This is a genomic window from Jiella pacifica (genome assembly GCF_010500815.1).
GTDB lineage: Bacteria > Pseudomonadota > Alphaproteobacteria > Rhizobiales > Rhizobiaceae > Jiella > Jiella pacifica.
In genome coordinates this window covers 425,231-440,984 of record NZ_JAAAMG010000002.1, presented here as the reverse complement: position 1 = coordinate 440,984, position 15,754 = coordinate 425,231, and the positions used below count along the sequence as shown (strand labels likewise).

General features: G+C 64.3%; 27 protein-coding genes. 26 read left to right on the top strand and 1 reads right to left on the bottom strand.

Annotation, left to right across the window (positions count from 1 at the left end; genetic code table 11):
* The 26 genes from GTK09_RS04800 to metW all read left to right on the top strand — a co-directional run.
* The coding region (locus GTK09_RS04800) for an EF-Tu C-terminal domain-related protein (RefSeq protein ID WP_163461352.1) at positions 1-455 on the top strand (455 nt) is incomplete at its 5' end.
* Positions 456-636: 181 nt separating this feature from the next.
* Positions 637-945, top strand: a complete 309-nt coding sequence (rpsJ, locus tag GTK09_RS04795; RefSeq protein WP_006205468.1) for a 30S ribosomal protein S10 — start codon at positions 637-639, stop codon at positions 943-945.
* Between the two features lie 25 nt (positions 946-970).
* The gene (gene rplC, locus GTK09_RS04790) at positions 971-1,696 is read left to right on the top strand and encodes a 50S ribosomal protein L3 (RefSeq protein ID WP_163461350.1); all 726 of its coding nucleotides are present in this window, start codon (positions 971-973) and stop codon (positions 1,694-1,696) included.
* On the top strand, positions 1,696-2,316 hold the full coding sequence (gene rplD / locus GTK09_RS04785) for a 50S ribosomal protein L4 (protein WP_163461348.1): 621 nt from the start codon (positions 1,696-1,698) through the stop codon (positions 2,314-2,316). The genes rplC and rplD overlap by 1 nt, the downstream gene beginning before the upstream one ends.
* Positions 2,313-2,606, top strand: coding sequence for a 50S ribosomal protein L23 (locus GTK09_RS04780; protein WP_163461346.1), 294 nt, complete (start codon positions 2,313-2,315; stop codon positions 2,604-2,606). The genes rplD and GTK09_RS04780 overlap by 4 nt, the downstream gene beginning before the upstream one ends.
* Before the next feature lie 22 nt (positions 2,607-2,628).
* Positions 2,629-3,465 (top strand): 50S ribosomal protein L2, encoded by an 837-nt coding sequence (gene rplB / locus GTK09_RS04775; protein WP_163461345.1) that lies wholly within the window; start codon positions 2,629-2,631, stop codon positions 3,463-3,465.
* Between the two features lie 12 nt (positions 3,466-3,477).
* Positions 3,478-3,756, top strand: a complete 279-nt coding sequence (rpsS, locus tag GTK09_RS04770) for a 30S ribosomal protein S19 (RefSeq protein ID WP_163461343.1) — start codon at positions 3,478-3,480, stop codon at positions 3,754-3,756.
* A gap of 2 nt (positions 3,757-3,758) precedes the next feature.
* Entirely contained in the window at positions 3,759-4,148 is a 390-nt protein-coding gene (rplV, locus tag GTK09_RS04765) for a 50S ribosomal protein L22 (RefSeq protein WP_163461341.1), read from the top strand.
* Positions 4,148-4,867, top strand: coding sequence for a 30S ribosomal protein S3 (gene rpsC, locus GTK09_RS04760; RefSeq protein ID WP_163461335.1), 720 nt, complete (start codon positions 4,148-4,150; stop codon positions 4,865-4,867). Before rplV ends, rpsC begins: the two co-directional genes overlap by 1 nt.
* Positions 4,868-4,897: 30 nt before the next feature.
* Positions 4,898-5,311 (top strand): 50S ribosomal protein L16, encoded by a 414-nt coding sequence (gene rplP, locus GTK09_RS04755; protein WP_163461334.1) that lies wholly within the window; start codon positions 4,898-4,900, stop codon positions 5,309-5,311.
* Positions 5,312-5,325: 14 nt separating this feature from the next.
* Entirely contained in the window at positions 5,326-5,526 is a 201-nt protein-coding gene (gene rpmC / locus GTK09_RS04750; RefSeq protein ID WP_163461333.1) for a 50S ribosomal protein L29, read from the top strand.
* A gap of 11 nt (positions 5,527-5,537) precedes the next feature.
* Positions 5,538-5,792 carry a 30S ribosomal protein S17 gene (rpsQ, locus tag GTK09_RS04745; RefSeq protein WP_163461332.1) on the top strand — a complete coding sequence of 85 codons (255 nt, stop codon included), beginning with the start codon at positions 5,538-5,540 and terminating at the stop codon, positions 5,790-5,792.
* 65 nt (positions 5,793-5,857) lie between these two features.
* Positions 5,858-6,226, top strand: a complete 369-nt coding sequence (gene rplN, locus GTK09_RS04740; protein WP_163461331.1) for a 50S ribosomal protein L14 — start codon at positions 5,858-5,860, stop codon at positions 6,224-6,226.
* A 14-nt stretch (positions 6,227-6,240) separates the two neighbouring features.
* Positions 6,241-6,555: a 50S ribosomal protein L24 gene (gene rplX, locus GTK09_RS04735; protein ID WP_163461330.1), complete on the top strand. Its 315-nt coding sequence runs from the start codon at positions 6,241-6,243 to the stop codon at positions 6,553-6,555.
* Entirely contained in the window at positions 6,548-7,111 is a 564-nt protein-coding gene (rplE, locus tag GTK09_RS04730; RefSeq protein ID WP_163461329.1) for a 50S ribosomal protein L5, read from the top strand. The genes rplX and rplE overlap by 8 nt, the downstream gene beginning before the upstream one ends.
* A gap of 34 nt (positions 7,112-7,145) precedes the next feature.
* On the top strand, positions 7,146-7,451 hold the full coding sequence (rpsN, locus tag GTK09_RS04725) for a 30S ribosomal protein S14 (protein WP_163461328.1): 306 nt from the start codon (positions 7,146-7,148) through the stop codon (positions 7,449-7,451).
* Between the two features lie 12 nt (positions 7,452-7,463).
* A complete protein-coding gene (gene rpsH, locus GTK09_RS04720) occupies positions 7,464-7,862 on the top strand; it encodes a 30S ribosomal protein S8 (RefSeq protein WP_163461327.1) in 399 nt (132 codons plus the stop codon).
* Between the two features lie 138 nt (positions 7,863-8,000).
* On the top strand, positions 8,001-8,534 hold the full coding sequence (gene rplF / locus GTK09_RS04715) for a 50S ribosomal protein L6 (protein ID WP_163461326.1): 534 nt from the start codon (positions 8,001-8,003) through the stop codon (positions 8,532-8,534).
* 9 nt (positions 8,535-8,543) lie between these two features.
* Positions 8,544-8,906, top strand: coding sequence for a 50S ribosomal protein L18 (gene rplR / locus GTK09_RS04710; protein ID WP_163461325.1), 363 nt, complete (start codon positions 8,544-8,546; stop codon positions 8,904-8,906).
* A gap of 107 nt (positions 8,907-9,013) precedes the next feature.
* Positions 9,014-9,598 (top strand): 30S ribosomal protein S5, encoded by a 585-nt coding sequence (gene rpsE / locus GTK09_RS04705; RefSeq protein WP_163461324.1) that lies wholly within the window; start codon positions 9,014-9,016, stop codon positions 9,596-9,598.
* A gap of 40 nt (positions 9,599-9,638) precedes the next feature.
* On the top strand, positions 9,639-9,842 hold the full coding sequence (gene rpmD / locus GTK09_RS04700; RefSeq protein WP_163461323.1) for a 50S ribosomal protein L30: 204 nt from the start codon (positions 9,639-9,641) through the stop codon (positions 9,840-9,842).
* A gap of 117 nt (positions 9,843-9,959) precedes the next feature.
* Complete coding sequence (gene rplO, locus GTK09_RS04695) at positions 9,960-10,448, top strand: 50S ribosomal protein L15 (RefSeq protein ID WP_163461322.1); 489 nt, start codon at positions 9,960-9,962, stop codon at positions 10,446-10,448.
* 219 nt (positions 10,449-10,667) lie between these two features.
* On the top strand, positions 10,668-12,011 hold the full coding sequence (secY, locus tag GTK09_RS04690; protein WP_163461321.1) for a preprotein translocase subunit SecY: 1,344 nt from the start codon (positions 10,668-10,670) through the stop codon (positions 12,009-12,011).
* A complete protein-coding gene (locus GTK09_RS04685) occupies positions 12,008-12,655 on the top strand; it encodes an adenylate kinase (protein WP_163461320.1) in 648 nt (215 codons plus the stop codon). The genes secY and GTK09_RS04685 overlap by 4 nt, the downstream gene beginning before the upstream one ends.
* A gap of 196 nt (positions 12,656-12,851) precedes the next feature.
* Entirely contained in the window at positions 12,852-14,066 is a 1,215-nt protein-coding gene (gene metX / locus GTK09_RS04680; RefSeq protein WP_163461319.1) for a homoserine O-acetyltransferase MetX, read from the top strand.
* A gap of 71 nt (positions 14,067-14,137) precedes the next feature.
* On the top strand, positions 14,138-14,734 hold the full coding sequence (gene metW / locus GTK09_RS04675; protein WP_163461466.1) for a methionine biosynthesis protein MetW: 597 nt from the start codon (positions 14,138-14,140) through the stop codon (positions 14,732-14,734).
* Positions 14,735-14,757: 23 nt separating this feature from the next.
* On the opposite strand, the gene GTK09_RS04670 is transcribed toward metW, so the two are convergent.
* Positions 14,758-15,750 carry a sensor histidine kinase gene (locus GTK09_RS04670; protein WP_163461318.1) on the bottom strand — a complete coding sequence of 331 codons (993 nt, stop codon included), beginning with the start codon at positions 15,748-15,750 and terminating at the stop codon, positions 14,758-14,760.
* Positions 15,751-15,754: the final 4 nt, after the last annotated feature.

Genomic DNA, 15,754 nt, shown 5'->3' with positions numbered 1-15,754 from the left:
AGATCGTCGGCATCCGCGACACCAAGAAGACGACGGTCACCGGCGTCGAGATGTTCCGCAAGCTGCTCGACCAGGGCCAGGCCGGCGACAACATCGGCGCTTTGATCCGCGGTGTGGATCGTGAAGGTGTCGAGCGTGGCCAGGTGCTGTGCAAGCCGGGTTCGGTGAAGCCGCACACCAAGTTCAAGGCCGAGGCCTACATCCTGACCAAGGAAGAGGGTGGCCGTCACACGCCGTTCTTCACCAACTACCGGCCGCAGTTCTACTTCCGCACGACGGACGTGACCGGCGTCTGCACGCTGCCCGAGGGCACCGAGATGGTGATGCCGGGCGACAACGTGACCATGGACGTCACGCTGATCGTGCCGATCGCCATGGAAGAGCGCCTGCGCTTCGCCATCCGCGAAGGCGGCCGCACCGTCGGCGCCGGCATCGTCGCGGCGATCGTCGAGTAGCATCCGCGTCTTCGGCTGGCGCCTGGCAGCATCTTCGGCCGCTGGCGCCAGCCGCTTCGCCCCTCCAGTCGAGGGGCGGGCGGGGCGACATCCCGCGCACAGATTGGCTGACTTTGAGAATGATAAGCGCTCGGAGAAGGGCCGGCGACAGCCAGCCGCTTCCGACAGAGGACAATAGAACATGAACGGCCAGAATATCCGCATCCGTCTGAAGGCGTTCGACCATCGGGTCCTCGACGCTTCGACGCGCGAGATCGTGTCGACGGCCAAGCGCACGGGCGCGAATGTGCGCGGGCCGATCCCGCTGCCGACGCGCATCGAGAAGTTCACCGTGAACCGTTCGCCGCACGTCGACAAGAAGTCGCGCGAACAGTTCGAAATGCGCACCCATAAGCGGCTTCTCGACATTGTCGATCCGACGCCGCAGACGGTCGATGCGCTGATGAAGCTCGACCTCGCCGCCGGCGTCGATGTCGAGATCAAGCTCTGATCAGAGCACGGGAAGGATAACGCCCATGCGTTCAGGTGTGATTGCACAGAAGGTCGGCATGACCCGCGTCTATAACGACGCCGGCGAACATGTTCCGGTCACCGTCCTGAGGGTCGAGAACCTGCAGGTCGTCGCCCAGCGGACCCGCGAGAAGAACGGCTACACCGCCGTTCAGCTCGGCGCCGGTCTCGCCAAGGTGAAGAATACGTCGAAGGCCATGCGGGGCGTCTTTGCCCAGGCCTCCGTCGAGCCGAAGCGCAAGCTCGTCGAGTTCCGCGTGTCCGAAGACAACATGATCGACATCGGTGCCGAGATCACCGCCGATCATTTCGTCCCGGGCCAGATCGTGGACGTGACGGGCACCTCCATCGGCAAGGGCTTTGCCGGTGCGATGAAGCGCCACAACTTCGGCGGTCTGCGCGCGACCCACGGCGTTTCCGTGTCGCACCGTTCGCACGGTTCGACTGGTCAGCGCCAGGATCCGGGCAAGGTCTTCAAGAACAAGAAGATGGCCGGTCACATGGGCCAGGTTCGGGTGACCACCCAGAACCTCGAGATCGTTCGCACCGATCCGGAAAAGGGTCTGATCCTCGTTCGCGGCGCGGTGCCGGGTTCGAAGGGTGGCTGGATCGAGGTCCGCGACGCGGTCAAGGCTTCGCTGCCCGAGAACGCGCCGAAGCCGGCTGCGCTCCGCCAGGCTGCGAATGACGGCGCCAAGGTCGAAGCGGCCGAAGCCGAGGGGGCTGAGTAATGGACATCACGATCAAGAGCCTCGACGGCGCCGACGCCGGCAAGGTGACGCTGGCAGACGAGATCTTCGGCCTTGAGCCGCGCGAGGACATCCTGCAGCGCATGGTTCGCTGGCAGCTCGCCAAGCGCCAGCAGGGCACGCACGAGACGCTCGGCCGCGCCGAGATCGCCCGGACCGGCGCCAAGCTCTACCGCCAGAAGGGCACCGGTCGTGCCCGTCACGGCTCGGCCCGCGCGCCGCAGTTCCGCGGCGGCGGCAAGGCGCATGGTCCGACGACCCGCAGCCATGCCCATGATCTTCCGAAGAAGTTCCGGGCGCTGGCGCTCCGGCACGCTCTGTCGGCCAAGGCGAAGTCCGGCGGCCTCATCGTCGTCGACGAGTTGAAGGCAGAAGACGGCAAGACCAAGGGTGCGGTGAAGCGTTTCGCCGATCTCGGTCTCGCCAACGCGCTGATCATCGGTGGCGCGGAGCTCGACGTGAACTTCTCGCGTTCGGCCCGCAACATTCCGCACATCGACGTCCTGCCGGTGCAGGGCATCAATGTTTACGACATTCTGCGCCGGCAGACGCTGGTTCTGTCCAAGGCCGCAGTCGAGGCTCTCGAGGAGCGGTTCAAATGACGGATCTGCGCCATTATGACGTGATCACCTCGCCGGTGATCACCGAGAAGTCGACCCTGCTGTCGGAATCGAACCAGGTCGTCTTCAACGTGCCGGGCACTGCCAGCAAGCCGCAGATCAAGGCGGCGGTCGAGGCTCTGTTCAACGTCAAGGTCGCCGCGGTGAACACTTTGGTCCGCAAGGGCAAGGTCAAGCGCTTCAAGGGCCGCATCGGTCGGCAGAGCGATCAGAAAAAAGCCGTCGTGACGCTGGCCGAGGGCCAGTCCATCGACGTCTCGACCGGACTCTGAGCGGGACCGGAGGAAAAAGCAGATGGCACTGAAAAATTTCAAACCGAACACGCCGAGCCAGCGCCAGCTGGTCATCGTCGACCGTTCGGGGCTCCACAAGGGCAAGCCGGTCAAGCATCTGACCGAGGGGCTCAGCTCCAAGGGCGGGCGCAACAACACCGGCCGCATCACCGCCCGCTATCAGGGCGGCGGTCACAAGCGGACCTACCGCATCGTCGACTTCAAGCGCCGCAAGCTCGACGTCGTCGGAACGGTGGAGCGGCTCGAATACGATCCGAACCGCACGGCCTTCATCGCGCTGATCCGCTATGAGGACGGCGAGCTCGCCTACATCCTGGCACCGCAGCGTCTTGCCGCCGGCGACAAGGTGGTCGCCGGATTGTCTGGCGTCGACGTGAAGCCGGGCAATGCGATGCCGCTGTCGGCTCTGCCGGTCGGCACCATCATCCACAATGTGGAGATGAAGCCGGAAAAAGGTGGCCAGATCGCCCGTTCGGCGGGCTCCTACGCCCAGCTGGTCGGTCGCGATCAGGGCATGGCGATCCTGCGCCTCAATTCGGGTGAGCAGCGGCTCGTTCCGGCCTCGTGTTTCGCGACGGTCGGAGCGGTGTCGAACCCGGACCACGGCAACATCAATCTCGGCAAAGCCGGCCGTAGCGTCTGGCTGGGCAGACGTCCGCATGTGCGCGGCGTCGCGATGAACCCGGTCGACCATCCGCATGGCGGTGGCGAAGGCCGCACCTCGGGCGGTCGTCATCCGGTCACGCCGTGGGGCAAGCCGACCAAGGGCAAGCGCACGCGCCAGAACAAGGCGACCGACAAGTTCATCATGCGCTCGCGCCATCAGCGCAAGAAGTAAGGGAAACTTTCAATGGCACGTTCTGTCTGGAAGGGCCCGTTCGTCGATGGCTTTCTTCTCAAGAAGGCCGACAAGGCCCGCTCGAGCGGCCGCAACGACGTCATCAAGATCTGGAGCCGGCGGTCGACGATTCTGCCGCAGTTCGTGGGTCTGACCTTCGGCGTCTACAACGGCAACAAGCACATTCCGGTATCGGTCAACGAGGACATGGTCGGACACAAGTTCGGCGAGTTCGCCCCGACCCGCACCTACTACGGCCACGGCGCCGACAAGAAGGCGAAGAGGAAGTAACCATGGGCAAGGCGAAAGCCGAGCGTCGGCTTGCGGAGAACGAGGCGAGGGCTGTGGCCCGCTCGATCCGCGTCAGCCCGCAGAAACTCAATCTCGTCGCGCAGCTGATCCGCGGCAAGAGGGTCGACCGCGCGCTCGCAGATCTCACCTTCTCGCGCAAGCGTATTGCCGAGACGGTCAAGAAGACGCTGGAAAGCGCGATTGCGAACGCCGAGAACAATCATGATCTCGACGTTGACGCTCTGGTGGTCGCCGAGGCCTATGTCGGCAAGTCGATCACGATGAAGCGCTTCCACGCCCGCGGTCGCGGCCGTGCAAGTCGGGTCGAGAAGCCGTTCGCGCATCTGACCATCGTCGTGCGCGAAGTCGAGGAAGTCGAGGAGGCCGCGTAATGGGTCAGAAAATCAATCCGACCGGCTTCAGGCTCGGCATCAATCGGACGTGGGACTCGCGCTGGTTCGCCAACAAGGGCGAGTACGGCAAGCTCCTCCACGAGGATCTGAAGATCCGCAACTACCTGATGAATGAGCTGAAGCAGGCGGCGGTCTCCAAGATCGTCATCGAGCGTCCGCACAAGAAGTGCCGCATCACGATCCACTCGGCACGGCCGGGCATCGTAATCGGCAAGAAGGGCGCCGACATCGAGAAGCTTCGCAAGAAGCTCGCCTCGATGACCAATGCCGAGACGCACATCAACATCGTCGAGGTCCGCAAGCCCGAGACCGATGCGACGCTGGTTGCGCAGTCGATCGCCCAGCAGCTCGAGCGCCGCGTGGCGTTCCGCCGCGCCATGAAGCGCGCGGTTCAGTCGGCGATGCGTCTCGGTGCGGAAGGCATCCGTATCAATTGCGGCGGCCGTCTCGGTGGCGCGGAGATCGCCCGCACCGAGTGGTACCGCGAGGGCCGGGTGCCGCTGCACACGCTGCGCGCCGACATCGATTACGGCACTGCCGAAGCCGAGACGGCCTACGGGATCTGCGGCGTCAAGGTCTGGATCTTCAAGGGCGAGATCCTCGAGCATGATCCGATGGCCTCTGAGCGCCGTGCGGTCGAGGGCGATGGCCATGGCCACGGTGGTGGTGGTGGCGGGCGCCGCCGCGAGCACGCCTGAGGGCCGGTTGAGAATTCGGAGTAGACTAAGATGCTACAGCCAAAACGAACCAAGTACCGGAAGGCGTTCAAGGGACGCATTCACGGTACCTCCAAGGGTGGAACGGCTCTCAACTTCGGCGCCTTCGGTCTGAAGGCGCTCGAGCCGGAGCGGGTTACCGCTCGCCAGATCGAGGCGGCTCGCCGCGCGATCACCCGTCAGATGAAGCGTCAGGGCCGGGTATGGATCCGGATCTTCCCGGATCTTCCGGTGACGTCGAAGCCGACGGAAGTGCGCATGGGTAAGGGCAAGGGCGGCGTCGACTATTGGGCGGCGCGAGTTCATCCCGGCCGCGTGATGTTCGAGATCGACGGCGTTCCCGAGGACATCGCCCGCGAGGCCCTGCGCCTCGGCGCGGCAAAGTTGCCGATCCGCACGCGCTTCATCCAGCGCATCGCGGAATGATAGGAGAGTTTGACGTGAAAGCTTCCGACGTCAGAACCATGACCCAGGACGAACTCACCGACGAGCTCGCCAAGCTGAAGAAAGAGCAGTTCAACCTGCGTTTCCAGCGTGCTACGGGTCAACTCGAGAACACGGCGCGCGTGCGCCAGGTCCGTCGCGACATCGCGCGGATCAAGACGATCGCACGGGCCAAGTCGGCCGACGCCAAGGCCTGAAGGACGAGACAATGCCGAAACGCATTCTGCAGGGGACGGTGGTCTCCGACAAGAACGACAAGACGGTGGTGGTGCTGGTGGAACGTCGTTTCGCCCACCCGCTGCTGAAGAAGACCGTGCGCCGGTCGAAGAAGTACAAGGCGCACGACGCACAGAACGAGTGCAAGGTCGGCGACATCGTCTCCATCCAGGAGTCGCGTCCGATCTCCAAGGACAAGAGCTGGACCGTCGTTTCCAGCGCGTCGACGACGCAAGCAGCAAGTTGAACGAATGCGCCGGTTCGCCGCACATGGCGGCGCTCCCGGCGACAAGCTTTTGAAGGCGGCCTGACATGATTCAGATGCAAACAAACCTCGACGTCGCGGATAATTCCGGCGCTCGTCGTGTCATGTGCATCAAGGTTCTGGGCGGCTCGAAGCGGAAGTACGCCTCGGTCGGCGACGTCATCGTCGTGTCCGTGAAGGAGGCGATCCCGCGCGGCCGCGTCAAGAAGGGCGATGTGATGAAGGCCGTGGTGGTGCGTACCGCCAAGGACATCCGCCGCGCCGACGGTTCGGTGATCCGGTTCGACCGGAACGCCGCCGTCCTGATCGACAACAAGAAAGAGCCGATCGGCACCCGTATCTTCGGACCGGTTCCCCGCGAGCTTCGCGGCAAGAACCACATGAAGATCGTGTCGCTGGCCCCCGAAGTTCTTTAAGAGGAGAGCGGACGATGCAGAAGATCCGCAAGGGCGACACAGTCGTCGTGCTCGCCGGCAAGGACAAGGGCCGGTCGGGCGAAGTCATCAAGATGATGCCCAAGGACGACAAGGCCTTGGTCCAGGGCGTGAACATGGTCAAGCGCCATCAGCGCCAGACCGCTTCCCAGGAAGCCGGCATCATCGCCAAGGAAGCACCGATCCACCTTTCGAACCTCGCGGTCGCCGACCCGAAGGACGGCAAGGCGACCCGTATCGGATTCAAGACTCTCGAAGACGGCACCAAGGTGCGCGTCGCCAAGCGTTCGGGGGAAGAGATCAATGGCTGAAGCTGCTAACTACGAGCCGCGCCTCAAGCGCGTCTATCGCGAGGACGTCCGCAAGGCGTTGCAGGAGGAATTCTCCTACGCGAACGACATGCAGCTGCCGCGGCTCGAGAAGATCGTGATCAACATGGGCGTCGGTGAAGCCACCGGCGATTCCAAGAAGCCGACGGTCGCCGCCGAGGACCTCGCGCGGATCGCTGGCCAGAAGCCGGTGATCACCCGCGCTGGCAAGTCGATCGCGGGCTTCAAGGTCCGCGAAGGCATGCCGATTGGCTGCAAGGTGACGCTGCGCCGCGAGCGCATGTACGAATTCGTGGATCGGCTGATCCAGATCGCACTGCCCCGGGTCCGCGACTTCCGCGGCCTCAATCCGAAGAGCTTTGACGGCCGTGGCAACTTCGCCATGGGCATCAAGGAGCACATCGTGTTCCCCGAGATCAACTACGACAAGGTCGATCAGATGTGGGGCATGGACATCATCGTTTGTACGACGGCCAAGACGGACGAGGAAGCGCGCGCCCTTCTGAAGGCGTTCAACTTCCCCTTCCGTACGAACTGACGCCTGTAACGGCAGACGAGCAAAGGACGAGATAATGGCCAAGAAGGGCATGATCGAGCAGAACAAGCACCGTCAGGAAATGGTGGCGAAGTACGCCGCCAAGCGGGCTGCTCTGAAGGCGATCACCAAGAACGCCGACGCTCCGATGGAAGAGCGTTTCAAGGCGCAGCTGCAGCTCGCCGAGCTGCCGCGCAACGGTTCGAAGGTTCGCGTTCGCAATCGTTGCGAGGTCACCGGTCGGCCGCGCGCCTACTACCGCAAGCTCAAGATGAGCCGCATCGCGCTCCGGGAACTCGGCAATAGCGGCCAGATTCCCGGCATCGTCAAGTCGAGCTGGTAAGGAGGGTTCGCCATGTCTTTGTCTGATCCGCTCGGCGACATGCTGACCCGCATCCGCAACGCCGTCATGCGCAACAAGTCGTCGGTTTCGACCCCGGCTTCGAAGCTGCGCGGCCGTGTGCTCGACGTCCTCAAGGACGAGGGGTACATCCGCGGCTACACGCTCACCGAATTCGGCAACGGCAAGTCCGAATACACGATCGAGTTGAAATACTACGAGGGCCAGGCGGTCATTCGCGAAATCGCGCGTGTCTCCAAGCCCGGCCGCCGCGTCTACGTTTCGGCGAAGACGATCCCGCAGGTCGCCAATGGCCTCGGCATCTCGGTCCTGTCGACGCCCAAGGGCGTCATGGCGGACCACAATGCCCGCGAACAGAACGTCGGCGGCGAGATTCTCTGTCGGGTCTTCTGACCCGACGAGTTTTATGCCATAGGGCGGGTGTCGCATCGACCGCAGGGTCGCGCGCCACCCGTCAGCATTTGAAAACGCATGGTATGTCGCCTCGAAAGGGCAGATGGCAGCCGTGCACGAAACGGACAGGGTTTCGAAATGTCCCGCATTGGAAAGAAGCCGGTCTCCGTTCCCGAGGGCGTTACCGCCTCGGTCGATGGGCAGACTGTCAAGGCCAAGGGCCCGAAGGGCGAGCTTGCCTTCGTCGTCAACGACGAAGTGCTGGTTAAGATGGAAGACGGGGCGGTCAAGGTCGACCCGCGCGATCAGTCGAAGATGGCACGTTCCAAGTGGGGCATGTCACGCACGATGATCGAGAACATCTTCGCCGGCGTGAAGACCGGCTTCGAAAAGAAGCTCGAGATCAATGGCGTCGGTTACCGCGCGGCCATGCAGGGCAAGAACCTGCAGCTTTCGCTCGGCTTTTCCCACGAAGTCGTCTATCAGACGCCCGAGGGCATCTCGATCGCCGTGCCGAAGCCGACCGAGATCGTCGTCACCGGCATCGACAAGCAGCGCGTCGGCCAGGTCGCCGCGGAAATCCGCGAATATCGCGGTCCCGAGCCTTACAAGGGCAAGGGCGTGAAGTACGCGGGCGAGAAGATCGTCCGTAAGGAAGGCAAGAAGAAGTAAGGTCCGGTCATGGCTACTCCTAAGGAATCGCTGCGGCGCCGTGCTTCGCGGATACGCCGCTCACTGAAGAAGGTGGCGAACGGTCGCCCCCGTCTTTCGGTCCACCGTTCGTCGAAGAACATCTACGCGCAGATCATCGATGATGCGGCGGGGCGAACGCTCGCTTCCGCCTCGACGCTCGAGCCGAGCCTGCGTGGTGATCTGAAGACCGGCGCGGACGTCGCCGCGGCCACGGCCGTCGGCAAGCTCGTCGCCGAGCGCGCCAAGGAAGCGGGCGTCACCGACGTCGTCTTCGACCGCGGCGCGTTCATCTATCACGGCCGCGTCAAGGCGCTGGCCGATTCGGCCCGCGAGGCCGGCCTGAACTTCTGATCGGGCACTCACCCTTCGGCGGTGGCGCTTAGGCGCCGCCGCTTCGCCCGGCCGCCCCAGGGCGGCCGATCTCTTGGACGCCTCCGGAAAAAAACAAGGACTAGGATATGGCGCCTCGTAACGATCGCAATGATCGCCGCGACGATCACGACGACGGTTTCGTCGACAAGCTCGTCCACATCAACCGCGTCGCCAAAGTCGTCAAGGGCGGTCGGCGCTTCGGCTTTGCCGCGCTCGTCGTCGTCGGCGACCTCAAGGGGCGCGTCGGCTTCGGCCATGGCAAGGCGCGCGAAGTGCCCGAAGCCATCCGCAAGGCGACGGAAGCCGCCAAGCGCGATCTGGTTTTCGTGCCGCTGAAAGACGGACGCACGCTGCATCACGACGCCACCGGCCGCCACGGCGCCGGCAAGGTGATCCTGCGCGCCGCCGAGGCCGGTACCGGCATCATCGCCGGCGGTCCGATGCGCGCGGTCTTCGAGGCCGTCGGCATGCACGACGTCGTCGCCAAGTCGCTGGGATCGTCGAACCCTTACAACATGGTTCGTGCCACCTTCGACGCGTTGAAGAATGCGACGCATCCCAAGGACGTCGCGGCGCGACGCGGCATCAAGTATTCGACCCTGCAGGCTCGCCGCCAGGATCACCGTGGCGCGGCTCCCGCCGCCGCCGAGGAAGCCGTCGCAGCTGAATGAGCCGGACGGCCTTCGTGCCATCGATTGAAGGAGCCTGAGCATGGCCAATGACAAGACCGCCGGCAAGACGGTGACCGTCGAGCAGATCGGCAGCCCCATCCGTCGTCCGAAGGACCAGCGCCAGACCCTGGTCGGCCTGGGTCTCGGCAAGATGAACCGTCGCCGTACCCTGGAAGACACGCCCGCCGTTCGCGGGATGATCGCCAAGGTCCGGCACATGGTCCGGGTCGTCGACGAGGCCTGAGGGCTTCGCCGCTGCCTGTCCGCGCCCGTCATTCGGGGCGCGGATGCGCGACTCCCCCCTTTTTACCAGGCTGCCTCTGAGCGCTGAAGCGGCTCGCGGCGGTCAAGGAGAAGAGACATGAAACTCAACGAGCTTTCCGACCTGGACGGCGCCACCCATTCCAAGAAGCGGGTGGGACGCGGCATCGGTTCAGGCAAGGGCAAGACCGGCGGACGCGGCGTCAAGGGCCAGAAGTCCCGTTCGGGCGTTGCGCTGAACGCCTTCGAGGGTGGTCAGATGCCGCTCTACCGGCGCCTGCCGAAGCGCGGCTTCGTCAACATCTTTTCGAAGGACTACAACGTCGTCTCCGTCGGCCGCCTGCAGCAGGCCGTGGACGCCAAGAAGCTCGACGCCTCGCAGCCGATCGATCTGGCGACGCTCGTCGCCGCCGGCGTGATTCGTCGTCCCAAGGACGGCGTCCGGCTGCTCGGCGACGGCGACCTTTCGGCCAAGTTGACGATCACCGTCGCCGGGGCCTCGAAGTCGGCCGTCGATAAGGTCGAAAAGGCCGGCGGTTCCGTCACCGCGACGGTCGTGCGCAAGTCCGCCGCGACTGCCGAGGCCTGAGCCGCGGCCACTGCGTCGGCCGGTCGCCCGGCCGACGTCACGGAGGGAGAGGGCCCTCGCTCGCGCATCGTTCGCTGAGACGATTTGGGCGCTTGCGTGGCAGAGCACTCCCGCTTATCTGACGGGTCTCGGCAAAAGGTCCGTCTTTGAGCCCGAGTCCGGTCGGGCGCCTGATGCGCTGCTCGGCCGTTTACGGGACAACCCGGGGAGCCCCTCGACATGGCATCGGCAGCGGAACAACTTGCCGCGAACTTGAATTTTTCGGCCTTCAGCAAGGCTGAGGACCTGAAGAAGCGCATCTGGTTTACCCTCGGCGCGCTGCTGGTCTACCGTCTCGGGACCTACATTCCGATGCCCGGCATCGACCCGGCTGCGCTCGCCCAGGCGTTCCAGCAGCAATCGACCGGCATTCTCGGCCTGTTCAACATGTTTTCCGGCGGCGCGGTCGGCCGCATGGCGATCTTCGCCCTCGGAATCATGCCCTACATCTCGGCCTCGATCATCATCCAGTTGATGACCTCCGTCGTTCCTTCGCTCGAGCAGCTGAAGAAGGAGGGCGAGCAGGGCCGCAAGGTGATCAACCAGTACACCCGCTACGGCACCGTGCTTCTTGCGACGTTCCAGGCCTACGGCATCGCCGCCGGGCTTGAGACGCAGGCCGGCCTCGTCGTTGATCCGGGCTGGTTCTTCCGCGTCTCCGCCGTGATTACCCTGGTCGGCGGCACGATGTTCCTGATGTGGCTCGGTGAGCAGATCACTTCGCGCGGCATCGGCAACGGCATTTCGCTGATCATCTTTGCGGGCATTGTCGCGCATCTGCCGGCAGCCATCGCCAACCTGCTCGAGCTCGGCCGGACCGGTGCCCTGTCGACCGCGATCATCCTTCTCGTCATCGTCGTCGCAGTGGCCTGCATCGCCTTCATCGTCTTCGTCGAACGCGCCCAGCGCAGGCTGTTGATCCAATATCCGAAGCGCCAGGTCGGCAACCGGATGTTCCAGGGCGACACCTCGCATCTGCCGCTGAAGCTGAACACGGCGGGCGTCATTCCGCCGATCTTCGCCTCGTCGCTCCTGCTTCTCCCGGTGACGGTGGCGAATTTCACCGACACCTCGCAGCTGCCGAATTGGGGCACTGCGATCGTTGCGTCGCTCGGCCACGGCCAGCCGCTCTACATGCTTTTCTATGCCGGGCTCATCGCCTTCTTCGCCTTCTTCTATACGGCCGTCGTCTTCAATCCGAAGGATACGGCGGACAATCTGAAGAAGCATGGCGGCTTCATCCCGGGCATCCGTCCGGGCGAGCGGACGGCCGAGTACATCGACTACGTCCTGACGCGCATCACGGTGATCGGGGCGATCTATCTTGTGCTGATCTGTCTTTTGCCAGAGTTTCTGATTTCGGCCGCGGGCGTCCCGTTCTACCTGGGAGGCACGTCGCTGCTCATCGTCGTCTCGGTGACGATGGACACGGTGGCGCAGATTCAGGGTCACCTTTTGGCCCATCAATATGAGGGCCTCGTGAAGAAGGCGAAGCTCAGAGGGGGGAGACGCGGAGCACGATGAAGCTGATTTTGCTTGGACCGCCAGGGGCGGGAAAGGGAACGCAGGCACAGCGTCTGATCGATCGTCACGGCATCCCGCAGCTTTCGACGGGGGACATGCTGCGGGCCGCGGTGGCTGCCGAGACCGAGGTGGGTGTCAAGGCCAAGGCGATCATGGACGCCGGCAATCTCGTTCCCGACGAGGTGGTGAATGCCATCGTTGCCGAACGGCTGGCGGCGGATGACTGCTCGAGCGGCTTCATCCTCGACGGCTATCCGAGGACTCTCAAACAGGCCGACTCGCTCGAGGCGCTGCTCGATGTGCGCGGTCAGCATCTCGATCACGTCATCGAGCTGAAGGTCGACGACGATGTCCTGGTGAAGCGTGTCTCTGGCCGCTTTTCCTGCGCAAAGTGCGGTACTGTCTATCACGACGAGGACCGCCGACCGAAGAACGAGGGCGTCTGCGACAATTGCGGCTCGACCGAGTTCAAGCGTCGGCCGGACGACAACGCCGAGACGATGCGTTCCCGACTGCGAGCCTACTACAAGGAGACCTCGCCGCTGGTCGGCTACTACCACTGCAAGGGTACGCTCCGCTCGATCGACGGCATGGCGCCGATCGACGAGGTCACTGAGAGCATCGAGCAGATCCTGAGGGGTTGATCCTTTTCGCTTTGGCGCGCGGGGCCCGCGAGGGCCTCGCTCGAACCGCCGCGGCGGGTCTTGTCTGTCGATGCGATCGGTACGGTGCGACACGGTTCGGCCAGGTGGCGATGAGGCTTCCGGTCAGGATGTCGTCGCCGCTCGATCATGCGGTTTGTGCTGCTGAAGAGGGGCTTCCCGAAAGGGGCGCGAGAAGATGAAAGGCGAGGTTTCGACCGTGAGGCCGACAGCCGACATCGAGAGGAAGAGCCGGACGACCTCGGCGGGAAACCGCGAGGCGCTCGAGCCATCCAGTCCGGTCGCCTATTTCGGCCCGGACGAGCCACTGCGTCTCGATGCCGGCATCGACCTCTCGCCGATCCAGATCGCCTACAACACCTATGGCGAATTGAACGCGGATCGCTCCAACGCCATCCTCGTCTGCCACGCCCTGACCGGCGATCACTACGCGGCGAGCCAGTCGCCGGTGACCGGAAAGCCCGGCTGGTGGTCCTCGATCATCGGGCCCGGCAAGCCGATCGACACCGACAGATACTTCGTCATCTGCTCGAACGTCATCGGCGGCTGCCTCGGCTCCACCGGGCCGGCCTCGATCGACCCGGAAACGGGGGAGCCCTACGGCCTGACCCTGCCGGTCATCACCATCCCGGACATGGTGCGCGCCCAGGCGATGCTGGTGGACCGCCTCGGCATCGACACGCTGTTTGCCGTCATCGGCGGGTCCATGGGCGGCATGCAGGTGCTGCAGTGGACGGTCAGCTATCCGGAGCGGGTGTTCGCCGCGTTGCCGATCGCCACCGGTGCGCGGCATTCGGCCCAGAACATCGCCTTCCACGAGATCGGCCGCCAAGCCGTGATGGCCGATCCCGACTGGCAGGCCGGGCGCTACTTCGCCCATGGCAAGCGCCCGGTGAAAGGGCTCGCCGTCGCCCGGATGACGGCTCATGTCACCTACCTTTCCGAGATGGCGCTGCACCGCAAGTTCGGCCGCAATCTGCAGGATCGTGAGAGGCTGGGCTTCGGCTTCGAGGCTGACTTCCAGATCGAGAGCTATCTGCGCCATCAGGGCATGACCTTCGTCGACCGCTTCGACGCCAATTCCTATCTCTACATGACCCGCGCGATGGACTATTTCGACATCGCCGCGGATTTCGACGGCTCGCTCGCCAAGGCGTTCCAAGGCTCGAAGACGCGGTTCTGCCTGGTGTCGTTTTCCTCCGACTGGCTGTTCCCGACGGAGGAGAACCGCGCGGTGGTGCATGCGCTGAACGCTGCGGCGGCTTCGGTCTCCTTTGTCGAGATCGAGACGGATCGCGGCCATGACGCCTTTCTGCTTGAAGAGCCGAACTTCTTCGCCGCGATCGACGGCTTCGTGTCGTCGGCGGCGCGGGCGAGGGGGCTCTCGCGTTGACGCTCACCGCCGACACCGGAGCGCCGGGCCCGACAGCCACCAGTGACACCGTCGCGGGGACGGCGACCGGAATCCGCGTCGACCTGGAAGTGATCGCCGATCTGGTCGAGCCGAACACACGGGTACTCGACATCGGATCGGGCGACGGCGCGCTCCTGGCTCTCCTGCAATCGCGCCGTCACGTGGACGGGCGGGGCATCGAGATCAGCCAGGCCGGCGTCAACGAATGCGTGGCCCGGGGGCTCTCGGTGATTCAGGGCGACGCCGACCGGGACCTCGTCCACTATCCCGACGACGCCTTCGACTACGTGATCCTCTCGCAGACCATCCAGGCGACGCACAATCCCAAGGTGGTGCTGTCGGAACTCCTGCGGATCGGGCGCCGGGCGATCGTCTCCTTCCCGAATTTCGGCCACTGGACGATCCGCTATTCGCTCGGCCTCAGAGGCTCGATGCCGGTGACCCGCAACCTCACCCATGCCTGGTACGAGACGCCGAACATCCATTTCTGTACCATCCGCGACTTCGTCGCTCTGGCCGGGGAACTCGGGGCTACCGTCGAGACGGCCATCGCCATCAACTCGACCGGCCAGAAGATGGGCATGAACATGCCATGGTGGTTCTGGAACCTGTTCGGCGAGCAGGCGGTGTTCGTGCTGAAGCGGTAGGCGCCTCGTCTTGATCGGCGAGGCTATCGCTGGAAGACGAAGTTGTGACGCGTACCGCCCTTGCCGCTGTCGACTTCCACCGTGCCGTTCGCCTGCGCGGTCAGTCCGCGGATCAGCCGCATGCCGAGCGAGCCGGGTCGACCTTTGCCGCTCATGCCGATCCCGTCATCGCTGACCTCGACGCGAAACGCTTCGTCGTCCCGCCGGAACCGCACCTGGATCTGCCCGCCGCCGCTCGCCCCGAAGGCATGCTTGACGCTGTTGTTGGCCACTTCGTTGACCAGTAGCCCGATCAGGATCGCGCGGTCGCGCGGGATGTCGGCGGCCTCGGCGTCGCAATGGATGTCGACGTTGCGGGCCGAGCCGAGAGACGTCGCCAAAGCCCGGCAGAGGCCTTCGAGATAGCCCCGCATCTCGACCGCGCCCGTGTAATCTGCGTCGTGATAGAGGAATTCGTAGGCCTGGGCGAAGCTCTCGACCCTGCCGAGCGCCGCCTTCAGTTCCTCCTTGGCGTCGTCACTCGGTGTCGCCGATATCTGCAGCCGCAGGACCGAGGCGATCGAGGCGAAGTTGTTCTTCACCCGGTGTTGCAGTTCCAGAAGCAGGGCGTCCCGATCGGCCAGCGCATGGCGGACCGCGCGGCGGAACGCCTCCGCGAGGGCGACGACGAAATAGCCCGACAGCATGTTGACGACGACCCGCGGGCCGTCCGCGGGCACGGCGAAGTAGAAGCTGCCGGTGACCGGCAGGACGAAATACCACGCATAAAGGGACGAGATCGTCTCGGTGATCGCGCCGCAAAGCCAACGGCCGAACAAGGTGGCGACGAGGACGGCGGGGATGGTCAGGGCGAATGGGCCGGCGCCCGGCATGAACAGGTCGGCGATGAACCGTAGACCGATCGACACGGCGCTGCAAATGACGGCGAACAGGACCTGTGTCGCCATGACGGGAAGGTAGCGCTCCGCCTTCTGGGGCAGGTCGATATGTGTCAATCGCCTCAAAGCGAACTTCAAGCCG